Genomic DNA, 14,660 nt, shown 5'->3' on the forward strand with positions numbered 1-14,660 from the left:
GATGCGCGGTCAGGACTCCTTGGCCCGCCGGTCCGTGATCAGAGTCATCTCGGACCGCGCGAGGAAGTCCGAGATCCCCGGTTCGTCGGCGGGAACGGTGTTCGTGCGGTCGTCGAGGAGACGTCCGAGCCTGGCCACCTTGCCGGGACCGTCGATGCCGACCGCCTGGGCGGCCTGCGCGTCGATCGGTTCCACCGCTTCGAGGAGGCGCACGACGACGTCGTCGCGCTGGAAGATGGTGCTGCTGTCGATGATGCTCGCCGGGTCGTCGGCCGCCTCCTCGTCGTGCTCGGCGAGGAGCCGGGCCAGTGCCATGCCGCAGCCCTCCTTGGCCTGGTAGAAGAGGGCGTGCCTGCGGACGTCCTCCGCCTTGTGGCGGCCGGCGGTCACGTGGTGGACGGTCGGGAGCGCCGCCCGGGTGAAGAACATCCGGGCGGAGTCCGGGTCGGTGAGGTCCCGGTGCTGCTCCAGGTACGGGTTGATGGCCTCCTCGACGGCCCGGACCTCGGGCTGCCGGGAGACGTGGCGCAGGGCGGCGAGCAGGTCGCCCTCGACCTCGATGGCCCGCACGACCCGGTTCCCGTGCATGAACAGCGAGGTGCGGCGCAGCCTGGTGTCCTCGTCGACCCGCGCGTTCGGGGAGTCGTAGTCGGCCAGGATCTTCGCCACGACGTCCTCGGTGCCCGGCCTGACGGTGAAGGTGAGCGCGTGGCGCACCACTCCGTCGCCCAGGCGCGGGGAGGACTGGAGCCCCGCCTTGGCCGACTCGGGTGCCAGCTCGAAGGCCCTTCCGGTCTCCCGCAGGACGCTGAAGCGCAGCGAACGGGTGTCGCGGACGCAGTTGTGCAGCGGCTGCACCGTCGCGACGTGCTCCTCGCTGTTCACCCAGGCGAGGAACGGCGGCGCGCTGTCCCACTCGCTGGTGATCAGCCACTGCGAGGGGTTCTCGATGGACTGGCACAGCTGGTCGCTGATGTGCCCGGGTACGGAGGCCACCTGGTTGCGCAGGTGCTCGTACGCCTCCAGGAACTGCTGCTGGGCTCCGTCGTACAGGTCCAGCAGCAGTACGACGCGCAGCCGGGAGCCGTCGAAGGCGGACTGGGAGATCCGCTCCGAGAGGGTGGTGGTCATCTTTCGGTCTCCTTCGGGACGGTTCCGGGGCCGGCCTGGTGGCGTGCCGCGGACCGTTGGTTGGCGAGCGGGTTCCGGAGCGGTGACTCTCCCGTCGGGTGCGGACGGTCCGTCCGGGGACCGCGGGTGTCGTCTCCGTGACCGATCGTTAAACGCTGGTCCGGGTGGCGCGAGATTTATGAACCGTTCAGGTGAGCGGGCGTCCGAACCGCTCTCGCCAGGGCATTGAACATTGCATCCGAACGTCGTCCGAGCTGGAGCAGCTGATGAACGAGAACGTCGACATCCGTGTGCCGGTCCTCATCGTGGGCGGCTCCCTGGTGGGGCTGTCCACGTCCCTCTTCCTCGGCCGGCTCGGCATCGAGCACCTGCTGGTCGAGAAGCACCGGTCCACCTCGACCCACCCGCGTGGTCGCGGCAACAACGTGCGCACGATGGAGGTTTTCCGCACGGCGGGGGCCGAGGCCGGCATCCGGCGGGCGGCCTCGGTCCTCGCCGACAACCACGGCATCCTGCAGGCCGGTTCGCTGACCGGGGACGACCAGGAGTGGCTGTTCAGGGAGATCGACCCGGGGGGCGGGATCGCCCGCTTCAGCCCGACCGGCTGGTGCCTGTGCAGCCAGAACGACCTGGAGCCGGTCCTGGTGGAGCTGGCCCGCAAGCAGGGCGGTGACCTGCGGTTCTCCACCGAGATGCAGAGCTTCGACCAGGACCCGTCGGGGGTGGACGCGGCGCTCAAGAACCGGGAGACCGGGGAGCACATCAGTGTCCGGGCGGACTACCTCGTCGCGGCCGACGGACCGCGCAGCCCGATCCGTGAGCAGCTGCGCATCGACCGTACGGGGCCCGGCGACCTCTTCCACAACGTGAGCATCACCTTCCGCTCCCGGCAGCTCGCCGATGTGCTGGGCGACCGGCGTTTCATCGTCTGCTACCTGACCAACCCCGCCGCGGACGGTGCCCTGTTGCCGGTGGACAACAAGAAGGACTGGGTGTTCCACGCGCCGTGGCAGCCCCAACTCGGGGAAACTCTGGAGGACTTCACCGACGAGCGGTGTGCCGAGCACATCCGTACGGCGGTCGGCGCTCCGGGCATCGACATCGAGATCACCGGCAAGGCACCGTGGCACGCCGCGGAGCGGGTCGCCGAGCGGTACTCGTCCGGCCGGGTCTTCCTCGCCGGTGACTCCGCCCACGAGATGTCCCCCACCGGGGCGTTCGGTTCCAACACCGGCATCCAGGACGCGCACAACCTGGCCTGGAAGCTGGCCGCCGTGCTGCGGGGCGAGGCGGGTCCGGGGCTGCTGGACACCTACGGGGCGGAGCGGCTCCCGGTGGCGCGGGCGACGAGCTCGCGGGCCTCGGCGCGCTCCGGTGAGCACAGCCACCCGGGGTACTCCGCGGCGCCGGGCGTGGGCGGCGGGAAGCAGGGCGGGATGCTCGCCGTGGCACTGGGCTACCGCTACGTCCGCGGCGCCGTGCTCGGCGTCGACCCGCAGGATCCGGTGGTGCCGCAGGGCATGCAGCTGGACGGCCGGCCCGGCAGTCGCGCCCCGCATCTGTGGGTGCGTCAGGACGGTGATCGCAAGTCCACACTGGATCTGTACGAGCGTACGTTGGTGCTGCTCACCGACGGCACGGACACGGTGTGGCGCCGGGCGGCGGCACGGGCCGCCAGGCGGCTCTCGGTGCGGCTCCAGGTGTACGGAATCGGTCCGGGCGCCGAGCTGGAGCCGGAGGACGGGGCCGACTGGGCCGCGGTGCACGGGACGACGGCCCGGGGCGCCGTGCTGGTGCGCCCCGACGGCTTCGTCGCCTGGCGTTCAACGGGTCCGGCCGATGACGCCGAGGCCACGTTGCACGAGGTCCTGACCACCCTGCTGCACCGGTCCTGACCTCCGGCGCCGCCGGGGCGGCGGGCAGGGAGCGACAGCACGGAGGGGCGACGCGAATCGGCCGCGTCGCCCCTCTTGCCATGGGGTGCGATGGCCTGAATTACTGCTGTCGAAAGATCGACCGAATGATCGGTCGCCTGCTCGGAAGAGGGAGATCCGGATGACGGCTCTGCTGGACGAGGCGGAACGACTGGGCCGGGACGAGCTGGAGGCACTCCAGCTGGAACGGCTGCGGACCACGCTGCGCCACGCGTACGAGAACGTCGGCCACTACCGGGCCGCGTTCGACGCGGCCGGGCTGCGGCCGGACGACTGCCGCTCGCTCGCCGACCTCGCGCGCTTCCCCTTCACGACCAAGGCCGACCTGCGGGACAACTACCCCTTCGGCATGTTCGCCGTCCCCGAGGAGCGGGTGCGGCGCATCCACGCGTCCAGCGGGACCACGGGCCGTCCGACCGTCGTCGGCTACACCCGGCGGGACCTGGACACCTGGGCCGACGTGGTCGCACGCTCGATCCGGGCGGCGGGCGGGCGCCCCGGGCAGAAGGTCCACGTGGCGTACGGGTACGGGCTGTTCACCGGCGGGCTCGGCGCGCACTACGGGGCGGAGCGGCTCGGCTGCACGGTGATCCCCGCCTCCGGGGGCATGACGGCCCGGCAGGTCCAGCTGATCCAGGACTTCCGCCCCGAGATCATCATGGTGACCCCGTCGTACATGCTGACGCTCCTCGACGAGTTCGAGCGGCAGGGCGTCGATCCGCGCTCGACCTCGCTGCGGACCGGGATATTCGGGGCCGAGCCGTGGACGCAGGAGATGCGGCGCGAGATCGAGGAGCGGTTCGGCATCGACGCGGTGGACATCTACGGGCTCTCGGAGGTGATGGGGCCCGGGGTCGCGCAGGAGTGCGTCGAGACGAAGGACGGGCTGCACGTCTGGGAGGACCACTTCTATCCGGAGGTGGTCGATCCGCTGACCGGCGAGGTGCTGCCCGAGGGCGAAAAGGGCGAGCTGGTCTTCACCTCGCTCACCAAGGAGGCCATGCCGGTGATCCGCTACCGGACGCGGGACCTGACCCGGCTGCTGCCGGGCACGGCCCGGGTGTTCCGCCGGATGGAGAAGGTGACCGGACGCAGCGACGACCTGGTGATCCTGCGCGGGGTGAACCTCTTCCCGACCCAGATCGAGGAGATCGTGCTGCGCACCCCGGGGGTGGCTCCGCACTTCCAGCTGAGGCTGACCCGCGAGGGCCGTCTCGACGTGCTGACCGTGCGGGCGGAGGCGCGGGCGGGGGCCGGCCCGGAGCAGCGGACGGCCGCCGCGGAGTCGATCACGACGGCCGTCAAGGACGGCATCGGGGTGTCGGTCGGGGTCGAGATCGTCGACCCCGAGACGCTGGAGCGGTCGGTCGGCAAGTTCCGGCGGATCGTGGACGAGCGCGGGCCGAGGTAGCGCCCGGGGCCTGTCGGGCGGCCTCCGGCCGGAGGCCGCCCGACAGGCCCTCAGGACGCGGACGGGCCCTGGGCGAACCGGTCCCGCAGCTCCCGCTTGAGGATCTTCCCGCTGGCGTTGCGCGGCAGATCGTCCACGAAGAGGACCTTCTTGGGGGCCTTGAAGTGGGCGATCCGCTCCCGGGCGTGCGCGATGAGCTCGTCCGCCGTGGCGTCCCCGCGCAGCACGACGACGGCGGTGACGGCCTCGATCCAGCGTTCGTCGGGCWGCCCGACGACGGCGGCCTCGGCGACGGCGGGGTGGGTGTAGAGGGCGTCCTCGACCTGCCGGGAGGCGACGAGGACGCCACCGGAGTTGATGACGTCCTTCACCCGGTCGACGACGGTGAAGTAGCCCTGTGCGTCGCGCACCGCGAGGTCGCCGGAGTGGAACCAGCCGTCGCGGAACGTCTCCGCGCTCTCCTCGGGCTTGTCCCAGTAGCCCTCGCACAGCTGGGGCGAGCGGTAGACCACCTCGCCGGCCGTGCCGTCGGGGACCTCCTTGCCGTTCTCGTCGACGACCTTGGCCTCCACGAAGAGGACGGGCCTGCCGCAGGAGTCCATCCGGCCCTCGTGCTCGTCCGGTCCGAGGACGGTGGCGAGCGGGCCGATCTCGCTCTGCCCGAAGCAGTTGTAGAAGGCGAGTCCGGGCAGTCGTTCGCGGAGCCGTTCCAGGACGGGCACGGGCATGATCGACGCGCCGTAGTACGCCTTGCGCAGGCCGCCGAGATCGCGGGTGGCGAAGCCGGGGTGCCGGGAGACACCGATCCAGACGGTCGGCGGGGCGAAGACGCTGTCGGCCCGCCCCGTCTCGACGAGGTCGAGGATCCGGTCCACGTCGGGCGCGTCCAGGATGGTGTTCTGCGCGCCGACCGCGAGGTAGGGCATCAGGAACACGTGCATCTGCGCGGAGTGGTAGAGCGGCAGGGCGTGGACGGGCCGGTCGGTGGCGCGCAGGTCGAGCGCCGTGATCGCGCTGACGTACTCGTGCACGAGGGCGCCGTGGGTCATCATCGCGCCCTTGGGCAGGGCGGTGGTGCCCGAGGTGTAGAGCAGCTGGACGAGGTCTCCCGCGGCCGGTTCGCGTTCGGGGACGAAGGGGCGCGGAGTGGCGGTGGCGTCGAGGAGGGAGTCGGGCGCGTCGCGCAGCGGGCGCACGGGGAACCCGGCGGGGACCCGGTCGGCGAGGTCGGGGTCGGTGAGGACGAGGGCGCTGCCCGACTGGCCCAGGATGTACGCGAGGTCGTCGCCGGTGAGGTTCTGGTTGACCGGTACGTGGACCAGGCCCGCGCGGGCGCAGGCGAGGTAGCCGATCAGGTAGGCGTCGGAGTTGTGCGCGTAGGAGGCGACCCGGTCGCCGGGGCGCAGCCCGTGGTCACCGGTGAGGACGGCCGCCGCGGTGCTGACGGCCGTGTCCAGCTCCGCGTAGCTCCACGACCTGTCCGCGTACCGCACGGCGGTGCGCTCGGGGGTGCGCCGGGCGCTGCGGGCCACGACTCCGTCGACTGTGCTGCTCCGTACACCTGTCATGGCGTGATCCTGGGCGGCCGGAACCCGGTGGTCAAGGGTCCGGGCGCCGGTGCGGATGTTGACAGGGGTGCGGGGGTGCTGGCTGAGTGACGCGTGGCGGCTCGAAACCTCGGGCAACCGCCTTTCGCACCCGCACAGTTGGGAGGACCGTTGCCGCTCCGCAACCGTCTGAGACTCCTCGCGATATCCGGCCTCGCGCTGTTCACCGTTTCGGCCTCGCTGCCCCCGGCGGCGGCCGACGGCCCGCACCGTTCCCACCACCCGTCGGGCGGCGGACTGTCCGCCACGATCCGCTACACCGAGTACGGCATCCCGCACATCGTGGCGAAGGACTACGCGAACCTGGGCTTCGGCAACGGCTGGGCCCAGGCCGCCGACCAGGTGTGCACGCTCGCCGACGGCTTCGTGACCCTGCGCGGCGAGCGGTCGCGGTACTTCGGCCCGGACGCGGCCCCGGACGGTTCGCTTTCCTCCGCGGCGAAGAACCTCTCCAGCGACCTCTACTTCCGCGGGGTCCGCGCGAGCCGCACCGTGGAGAAGCTGCTGAGGACGCCCGCTCCGGCGGGGCAGAGCCGGGAGGTCAGGGAACTGGAACGCGGCTGGGCGGCCGGTTACAACGCCTGGCTGGCGCAGAACCGGATCGACGACCCGGCCTGCCGGGGCGCCGACTGGGTGCGCCCGGTGACGGCCATGGACGTCGTGATGCGCGGCTACGCGCTCTCGGTGCTCGGCGGTCAGGGGCGCACCGTCGACGGGATCACGGCCGCCGGGCCGCACGCGGGCGATGCCCGGCCGTCCGGTACCTCCTCGCCCGGCGACGCGGCGGACGCGGCCCGGCGGCTGCTGTCGACGCAGAACGCGGACATGGGCTCCAACGCGGTCGCGTTCGGCGGCGGCACGACGGCCAACGGGCGGGGCCTGCTGCTGGGCAATCCGCACTACCCCTGGCAGGGCGGCCGGCGGTTCTGGCAGTCGCAGCAGACGATTCCCGGTGAGCTGAACGTGGCGGGCGGTTCGCTGCTGGGCGCGCCGACCGTGTCGATCGGGTACAACGCGCACATCGCGTGGAGCCACACCGTCGCCACCGGGGTGCCTCTCAACCTCCACCAGCTCGCCCTCGATCCGGCCGATCCGACCGTGTACCTGGTGGACGGCCGGCCCGAGCGGATGACGAAGCGCACGGTGTCGGTGGCGGTGCGGGGCGGTGGCACGGTGACCCGCACCCAGTGGTGGACCCGGTACGGGCCGGTCGTCACCTCGTTCGGTGCCGGGCTGCCGCTGCCGTGGACGGCGACGACCGCGTACGCGCTCAACGACCCGAACGCCGTGAACCTGCGGTTCTCGGACGCGGGCCTGGGCTTCAGCAGGGCGCGCAGCACGGCGGACGTCCGGGCCGCGCTGCACCGCGTCCAGGGGCTGCCGTGGGTGAACACCGTCGCGGCCGACTCCGCCGGACACTCCTTCTTCTCGCAGTCGCAGGTGCTGCCGCGGATCACGGACGAGCTCGCGCAGCGGTGTTCCACCCCGCTGGGCAGGGCCACGTATCCGGCGTCCGGGCTCGCGGTGCTGGACGGTTCGCGCGGCGACTGCGCGCCGGGCTCGGACCCGGACGCCGTGCAGCCGGGCATCTTCGGGCCGGGCCGGATGCCCACCCTGGAGGACGCCCCGTACGTGGAGAACTCCAACGACAGCGCCTGGCTGACGAACGCGGACGCGCCGCTGACCGGCTACGAGCGGATCTTCGGTACGGTCGCCACGCCCCGTTCGATGCGGACCCGGGGCGCGGTCGAGGACGTGTCGGCGATGGCGGCGCGGGGCCGGCTGACCGTGGCCGATCTCCAGCGGCAGCAGTTCGCCAACCGGGCGCCGGCCGGTGACCGGGCCGCGGCGGACCTGGCGGACGCCTGCGCGGCGCTGCCCGGCGGCCGGGCGACCGGCAGCGACGGCGAGGCGGTCGACGTGTCGGCGGCGTGCGGGGTGCTGCGGCACTGGGACCGGAGGACGGACACCACCAGCCGGGGCGCGCTGCTCTTCGACCGGTTGTGGCGCAGGGTGGCGGGCACGGTGCCGGCGGCCGAGCTGTGGAAGGTGCCCTTCTCCCCCGCCGACCCGGTCGCCACCCCGAACACACTGAACACCTCGGCGCCCGGCGTCACCCGGGCGCTCGCCGACGCGGTGGCCGAGCTCCGGGCGGCCGGTGCCTCGCTGGACGCGCCGCTGGGCCGGCACCAGTGGGTCGAGCGCAACGGCCGGCGCATCCCGGTCGGCGGCGGCACGGAGTCGCTCGGCGTCTGGAACAAGACCGAGCCGGAGTGGGACGCGGCGTCCGGCTCCTACCGGGAGGTGTCGGCCGGCTCCAGCTACATCCAGGCGGTCGGCTGGGACGGGAGCCGGTGCCCGGTGGCGCGCACCCTGCTCACGTACTCCCAGTCCTCCGACCCGGGCTCGGCGCACTACAGCGACCAGACCGAGCTGTACTCGGGCGAGCGCTGGGTGACGTCCCGGTTCTGCGAGAAGGACATCATGCGTTCGCCCGCGCTGCGGGTGGTGCGGGTCCACGAGCGCCGGTAGTCCCTCGCGGCGCGATCGGCCCCCGGCCGCCCTCGGGGCGGTCAGGGGCTGATCGCGAGGAAGACGAACGCGACGAAGACCGACAGGTGGACGCCGCCCTGGAGCAGGGTGGCCCGTCCGGGTACGACGGTCAGCGCGCCGACGAGCATGGTGAGCGCGAGCAGCACCATGTGGGTGGCGCCGAGGCCGAGGTGGAGCGGCCCGTCGAGCCAGATCGAGGCGAGGGCGATGGCCGGGATGGTCAGGCCGATGCTGGCCATCGCCGAGCCGAGGGCGAGGTTGAGGCTGGTCTGGACGCGTTCGCGGCGGGCCGCCCGGACCGCCGCCAGGGTCTCCGGCAGCAGCACCAGCAGGGCGATGACGACGCCGACCACGGCCTGGGGCATCCCGGCCGCCTCCACCCCGGCCTCGATGGCCGGTGAGACGGACTTGGCGTCCCCGACGACCGCGACGAGCGCGACCAGCAGCATCGTCAGGCTCAGGGCGGTGGCGCCCCGGCCCGGCAGCGGTGCGTGCTGTTCGTCCTCCTTGAGCGTGCCCTCCTGGGTGAGCGGGAGGAAGTACTCGCGGTGGCGCACCGTCTGCACGGCGACGAACAGCCCGTACAGGAAGAGCGAGGCGACGGCGGCGAAGGCCAGCTGGGCGGTGGAGAACTCGGGGCCGGGTTTGCCGATGGTGAAGGTCGGCAGGACCAGGCTGAGGGTGGCGAGCGTGGCGACGGTCGCGAGGGCGCCGCCGGAGCCCTCGGCGTTGAAGACGACGACGCGGGTGCGGACCGCCCCCACGAGCAGGGACAGTCCGACGATGCCGTTGCAGGTGATCATCACGGCGGCGAACACGGTGTCGCGCGCCAGCGCCGCCGCCTTGGGGCCGCCGCCCACCATCAGGGTGACGATCAGGGCCACTTCGATCACGGTCACGGCGACGGCCAGCACCAGGGAGCCGAACGGTTCGCCGACCCGGTGGGCGATCACCTCGGCGTGGTGCACCGCGGCGAGGACGGCGCCCGCGAGGCAGAGGACGACCACGCCGACGGCGAGCGGCGGGAGCTCCCGCCCCCAGCTGAACACCAGCGCGAGTGCGGCGACGAGCGGCACGACCACCGTCCACCGGGTCGCCAGGGACCGGACCGTCGTGCGCGTGTTCATGGGCCACACGCTGCCAGAACCCGGCCCGGAGCGCGCGCCGGACGACGGCCGGACGGCGGTTCACAACGCCCTGGGGTGCCCCTCCCAGTACGGGTCGCGCAGCCTGCGCTTGTACAGCTTGCCGTTCGGGTCGCGGGGCATCTCCTCGGTGAAGTCGATGCTCCTGGGGCGTTTGTACCCGGCGAGCCGGTCCTCGCAGTGGCGCAGGATCGCGGCGGCGAGTTCCTCGCCGGCCTCGTGTCCGGCGGCGGGTTCGACGACCGCCTTGACCTCCTCGCCCCAGTCGGGGTGCGGGATGCCGAAGACGGCGGCGTCGGCGACGGCGGGATGACCGAGGAGGGCGCCCTCGATCTCGGCCGGGTAGATGTTGACCCCGCCGGAGATGATCATGTCGATCTTGCGGTCGCGGAGGAAGAGGTAGCCGTCCTCGTCGAGGACGCCGAGGTCGCCGACGGTGAAGAAGTCGCCGACCCGGTTCTTCCGCGTCTTGCCCTCGTCCTTGTGGTAGCTGAAGCCGCCGGTGTTCATCTTCATGTAGACGGTGCCGAGCTCGCCCGGCGGCAGCCGGTTGCCGTCGTCGTCGAGGACGGCGAGTTCGCTGATCGGCCAGGCCCTGCCGACGGTGCCCGGTTTCTTCAGCCAGTCCTCGGCGGTGGCGAAGGCGCCGCCGCCCTCGCTGGCCGCGTAGTACTCCTCGACGCACCGTCCCCACCAGTCGATCATCGCCCGTTTGACGTGGTCGGGGCAGGGTGCGGCGCCGTGGACGGCGTGGCGCATGGAGGTGACGTCGTAGCGGCTTCGGACCTCGTCGGGGAGGGCGAGGAGGCGGTGGAACTGGGTGGGGACCATGTGGGTGTGGGTGCAGCGGTGGGTGTCGATGAGGCGCAGCATCTCCTCGGGGGTCCACCGGTCCATCAGGACCAGCGGGTGGCCGATGTGCAGGGACGCGCCCGCGAACTGGAGGACGGCCGTGTGGTAGAGCGGCGAGCAGACCAGGTGCGTGTTGCCGTCGAACGGCCGGATGCCGAAGATGCCGAGGAACCCTCCGAGGTGGCTCTCCTCGGGGAGCCTGCCGGACAGCGGGCGGCGGATGCCGCGCGGGCGACCGGTGGTGCCGGAGGTGTAGTTCATGACCCAGCCGAGGGTGCGTTCCTCCGGCGGTGTGCCGGGCCGGCCGTCGAGCAGTCCGGAGTAGGGGCAAAAGCCCTCGATGGTGCCGACGGCGTAGCGGTGGGTGGCGGGCAGGCCGGCCTCGTCGGCGGCCGCGGTCACGGCCGGGGCGAACCGTTCGTGGGCGATGAGCACCTTGGCGCCGGAGTCGGAGACGATCCAGGCGATCTCGGGGCCGACGAAGTGGTGGTTGACGGGGACGAGGTAGAACCCGGCCTGCACGGCGGCGAGGTAGGCGGTGAAGAACTCGGCGCCGTTGGGCAGGACGACCGCGAAGGCGTCGCCGCGCTCCAGTCCGGCCGCGCGCAGTCCGTGGACCATGCGGTTGGCGGCGGTGTGCAGCCGGCCGGCCGTCCAGCTCTCGCCGTCGGGGGCGATCAGGACCGTGCGGTCGGGGTCGGCGGTGGCCTGGGCCCAGAAGCCGTTGGGCGGCGGGGTCATGAGGTGCTCCGTCCGGCGATGCGGTTGATCCGGTCCACGGCACGTTCGAAGCCGCTGGTCAGGTCGTCGAAGACGGCCCGCACGCTGCGTTCGCTGTTCATCCGGCCGACGATCTGTCCGACGGGGGTGCCGAGCAGTGCGCCGGTCTCGTACTTCTGGATGCGGGAGACGGCCTCGGCGACCAGCAGTCCCTGGAGCGGCATGGGCAGCGGCCCGGGGCCCGCCGGGTCGTCCCAGGCGTCGGTCCAGGCGGTACGGAGCTGGCGGGCCGGTTTGCCGGTGAGGGCGCGGGAGCGGACGGTGTCGCCGGAGCCGGCGGCGAGGAGCTTGCGGGTCAGCGCGCGGGAGTGGAGGTCGGCCTCCTCGGTGGTCAGCCAGAGGGAGCCGAGCCAGACGCCCTGGGCGCCGAGGGCGAGTCCGGCGGCGATCTGCTCGCCGCTGCCGATGCCGCCGGCGGCCAGCACGGGCAGCGGTCCGACGGCGTCGACCACGTCGGGCACCAGGACCATGGAGGCGATCTCGCCGGTGTGGCCGCCCGCCTCGTACCCCTGGGCGACGACGATGTCGATGCCCGCGTCGGCGTGGTGGCGGGCGTGCTTGGCGCTTCCGGCGAGGGCGGCGACGAGCACGCCCCGGTCGTGGGCGCGCCGGACGACGTCGGGGGGCGGGGAGCCGAGGGCGTTGGCGAGGAGCTTGATGGGGTAGTCGAAGGCGACGTCGAGCTGGTTGCGGGCGACCTCCTCCATCCAGCCGGTGATGCGCCAGCCGGACGCCTCGCCCTCGTCGAGTTCCGGGACGCCGTGCTCGGCCAGGGTGTCCCGGACGAACTTCCGGTGCCCGGCCGGGATCATCGCCTCGACGTCGGCCTCGGTGACCCCTTCCACCTTCCTGGCGGGCATGACGACGTCGAGGCCGTACGGCTTGCCGTCGGTGTGCTCCTGCATCCAGTCGAGGTCGCGCGCGAGGTCGTCGGGGGCGGTGTAGCGGACCGCGCCGAGCACGCCGAACCCTCCGGCCCGGGTGATGGCCGCGGCCACCGCGGGGAACGGCGTGAAGCCGAAGATGGCGTGCTCGACTCCCAGTTTCTTGCTCAGCTCCGTCTCCATGGGGCGCAGGATGCCGCAGTCCGCCGACCGAGGGAAGAGAGTTTCTGATACTTCGTCAGATTCTTTGTGGCGCAGGGGGCCTCCGTGACGGCCGGGGCGGCAGTACTCTCTGCGTCGGCAGGAAGTTTCACTTCCGGAAGAGAGTTCGAAAGTTACTTTCAGGCGGTAGGAAGGGGTTCCGGATGACCGAGGACGTGGCCGGCCGGGGAATCAGCCGACGGAGGCTGGGCGGTGGGATGCTGGCCCTGGGCGGAGCGCTCGCCCTGGCGCCGATTCCGTTCGCGGAGCGGGCGTCGGCCATGGAGTCGGGGGCGAAGGCGTCGGACATGAACACGGGGACCGGGACGAGCGGGGCGCCGGGGAACGGCCGCCCCACCCTGCGGCGCGGAACGGCCGAACGCGCCGGGCTGTTGCGAGAACCCCTGGACCAACTGGTCACCGACGCCGAGAAGTTCCTGGAGGCGTCCCCGAAGCACCCCTGGTACGCGGGGGCGGTCCTGCTCGCCGGACGGGGCGGCACGGTGGCCCTGCACCGGCCCATCGGCAAGGCCGTGCGCTACTCGGCGTACGACGAGAAGACCGACACCGGCGTGGAGTTCCCGCCCGACCGGCAGATCCCCATGGCCGAGGACACCGTCTTCGACCTGGCCTCGGTCTCCAAGCTGTTCACCTCGATCCTGGCGGTGCAGCAGATCGAGCGCGGGACGCTGGAGCTGGAGGCGAAGGTCGCCTCGTACCTCCCCGACTTCGCCGGCGGCGGCAAGCAGGACATCACGATCCGTCAACTGCTCACCCACACCTCCGGTTTCCGCGCCTGGATCCCGCTGTACAAGGCGCCGACCCGGGAGGGAAAGCTGCGGCTCCTGTGGGACGAGGTGCCCGCCAACCCGCCGGGCACGGTGTACCTCTACTCCGACCTCAACCTGATCTCGCTGCAACTGGTCCTGGAGAAGATCACCGGCCGCACCCAGGACGTCCTGCTCCGCGAGCAGATCACCGCTCCGCTCGGGATGCACCGCACCCGGTACAACCCGCCGGCCTCCTGGAAGCCGAAGATCGCCGCGACCGAGGACGCCCGGCTGCCCTGGTCCGGGCTGGAGCGCGGCCTGGTCTGGGGCGAGGTGCACGACGAGAACGCGTACGGTCTGGACGGGGTGGCGGGGCACGCCGGGGTCTTCTCCTGCGCCTGGGACCTCGCGATCCTCGCCCGCACACTGCTCAACGGCGGAGTGTACGGCCGGGCCCGCATCCTCTCCCCCGCCTCGGTCGACCTGCTGTTCACCGACTTCAACACCGCCTTCCCCGGTGACGCGCACGGGCTCGGCTTCGAGCTCTACCAGCACTGGTACATGGGCGCGATGGCCACGCCCCGCACGGCCGGCCACACCGGTTTCACCGGCACCAGCCTCGTCCTGGACCCGACGACCGACTCGTTCCTGATCGTCCTCGGCAACTCCGTTCACCCCGTGCGCAGTTGGCGTTCGGGCAGCGCGCCGCGCGTGGCCGCCGCCAACCAGATGGCACGCGCGGTGGCGGTCCGCCCGGTCCGGGGGCGCACGGCGTGGTTCTCGGGTTGGGCCGGCGGCACCGAGGCGACGCTCGCCCTTCCCCCGTTGCGGCTCTCCTCGGGCCGGGCCCGGCTGGACTCGGCGCTGTGGTGGGACACCGAGCCCGGGTCGGACTTCGTCTTCCTGGAGGCGTCGGCGGACGCCGGGGCGACCTGGCAGCCGGTGCCGTTCGCCACCGCGCCGATGGCGCGAAGGCCCCGCCCGGAACCGGAGGCCCACCCCACCGGCGCCGTCTCCGGCTGGTCCGGCCGGGTCTGGCACCGGCTGGAGGCGGACCTCGCCCCGTGGCGCGGCAAGGAGGTGCGCCTGCGCTGGCGGTACGCGACGGACCAGCTGTACGTCGGCCGCGGGGTGTACGTGGACGCCGTCCGCGTCGAGGACGGCGGCCGGACGGTCTTCGACGACAGCCGCCCGGGCGACGCGGCCCGGGTGGAGGCGCGGGGCTGGACGGCGTCGGCCGACTGACCCGGTGCGGGAGGGGGCCGGTGTCGTCCGGCCCGGCGCCCCTCCCGCACCGGCACCGGACCTGCCGTGCCGGGGAAGGGCCGTCCCCCTCCCCCGGCACGGCAGACACGCCACGACGCCTCCCGGACCGGGCGGGGCCCCGGTGGG

9 protein-coding genes are annotated in these 14,660 nt (G+C 72.6%); 4 read left to right on the forward strand and 5 right to left on the reverse strand.

The window, feature by feature from the left end:
* Positions 1-9: 9 nt before the first annotated feature.
* Positions 10-1,131 carry a TcmI family type II polyketide cyclase gene (locus EAO76_RS12495; protein ID WP_148836001.1) on the reverse strand — a complete coding sequence of 374 codons (1,122 nt, stop codon included), beginning with the start codon at positions 1,129-1,131 and terminating at the stop codon, positions 10-12.
* Between the two features lie 266 nt (positions 1,132-1,397).
* Between EAO76_RS12495 and EAO76_RS12500 the strand changes: the two genes are divergently transcribed.
* Together EAO76_RS12500 and paaK are read left to right on the forward strand one after the other, a co-directional pair.
* Positions 1,398-3,026: an FAD-dependent monooxygenase gene (locus tag EAO76_RS12500; protein WP_148836002.1), complete on the forward strand. Its 1,629-nt coding sequence runs from the start codon at positions 1,398-1,400 to the stop codon at positions 3,024-3,026.
* A 160-nt stretch (positions 3,027-3,186) separates the two neighbouring features.
* On the forward strand, positions 3,187-4,476 hold the full coding sequence (paaK, locus tag EAO76_RS12505; protein ID WP_148836003.1) for a phenylacetate--CoA ligase PaaK: 1,290 nt from the start codon (positions 3,187-3,189) through the stop codon (positions 4,474-4,476).
* Between the two features lie 50 nt (positions 4,477-4,526).
* Here the strand turns inward: paaK and EAO76_RS12510 are convergent, their stop codons facing one another.
* Positions 4,527-6,044 (reverse strand): acyl-CoA synthetase, encoded by a 1,518-nt coding sequence (locus EAO76_RS12510; protein ID WP_148836004.1) that lies wholly within the window; start codon positions 6,042-6,044, stop codon positions 4,527-4,529.
* Between the two features lie 150 nt (positions 6,045-6,194).
* Between EAO76_RS12510 and EAO76_RS12515 the strand changes: the two genes are divergently transcribed.
* Positions 6,195-8,615 carry a penicillin acylase family protein gene (locus tag EAO76_RS12515; RefSeq protein ID WP_148836005.1) on the forward strand — a complete coding sequence of 807 codons (2,421 nt, stop codon included), beginning with the start codon at positions 6,195-6,197 and terminating at the stop codon, positions 8,613-8,615.
* A gap of 41 nt (positions 8,616-8,656) precedes the next feature.
* On the opposite strand, the gene EAO76_RS12520 is transcribed toward EAO76_RS12515, so the two are convergent.
* The 3 genes from EAO76_RS12520 to EAO76_RS12530 are packed head-to-tail and all read right to left on the reverse strand — an operon-like array spanning position 8,657 to position 12,480.
* Positions 8,657-9,763 carry a calcium:proton antiporter gene (locus tag EAO76_RS12520; protein WP_148836006.1) on the reverse strand — a complete coding sequence of 369 codons (1,107 nt, stop codon included), beginning with the start codon at positions 9,761-9,763 and terminating at the stop codon, positions 8,657-8,659.
* A 60-nt stretch (positions 9,764-9,823) separates the two neighbouring features.
* On the reverse strand, positions 9,824-11,374 hold the full coding sequence (locus tag EAO76_RS12525) for an acyl-CoA synthetase (protein ID WP_148836007.1): 1,551 nt from the start codon (positions 11,372-11,374) through the stop codon (positions 9,824-9,826).
* Complete coding sequence (locus tag EAO76_RS12530) at positions 11,371-12,480, reverse strand: nitronate monooxygenase family protein (protein WP_148836008.1); 1,110 nt, start codon at positions 12,478-12,480, stop codon at positions 11,371-11,373. Before EAO76_RS12530 ends, EAO76_RS12525 begins: the two co-directional genes overlap by 4 nt.
* A 182-nt stretch (positions 12,481-12,662) precedes the next feature.
* Here EAO76_RS12530 and EAO76_RS12535 point away from each other — a divergent pair, with 182 nt between their 5' ends.
* Positions 12,663-14,513, forward strand: coding sequence for a serine hydrolase domain-containing protein (locus EAO76_RS12535; protein ID WP_148836009.1), 1,851 nt, complete (start codon positions 12,663-12,665; stop codon positions 14,511-14,513).
* Positions 14,514-14,660 lie beyond the last annotated feature (147 nt).

This window comes from Streptomyces sp. sk2.1, assembly GCF_008120935.1.
Taxonomy (GTDB): domain Bacteria; phylum Actinomycetota; class Actinomycetes; order Streptomycetales; family Streptomycetaceae; genus Streptomyces.